The sequence below is a fragment of the Mesorhizobium sp. M2E.F.Ca.ET.209.01.1.1 genome, from assembly GCF_004010375.2.
Classification (GTDB): domain Bacteria; phylum Pseudomonadota; class Alphaproteobacteria; order Rhizobiales; family Rhizobiaceae; genus Mesorhizobium.
Genome location: NZ_SADP02001133.1, coordinates 1 through 293 on the forward strand (window position 1 = coordinate 1; position 293 = coordinate 293).

The following is a 293-nucleotide window of genomic DNA, read 5'->3' on the forward strand; positions in this document are numbered from 1 at the left end:
CCGTCGCCGCCGAGCGCGCGCGCCTGGGCGCGCTGTGGGCAACCCCGGCCAATGCACTGGGCCGCGAGGAACAGGACACGCTGGGCGTTGCGGTCAGCCGCGAAACCAACGTGCTGAACCTGATCAAGCGCCCCGAACTGGATTACGCGCAGCTGATGCAGGTGCCGTCACTGGGCCCGGCGGTGGCCGACGCCAAGGTGGCCGAGCAGGTGGAGATCGGCGTGAAGTACGCCGGCTACCTGGACCGCCAGCGCGAGGAGATCGAGCGCCAGCAGCGGCATGAAGCCCCGCCG

At 71.0% G+C, this 293-nt stretch carries 1 pseudogene; it reads left to right on the forward strand.

Annotated elements, in window-relative coordinates:
* Positions 1 to 293: pseudogene (gene gidA, locus EN852_RS39430) on the forward strand (tRNA uridine-5-carboxymethylaminomethyl(34) synthesis enzyme MnmG); the annotation flags it as partial.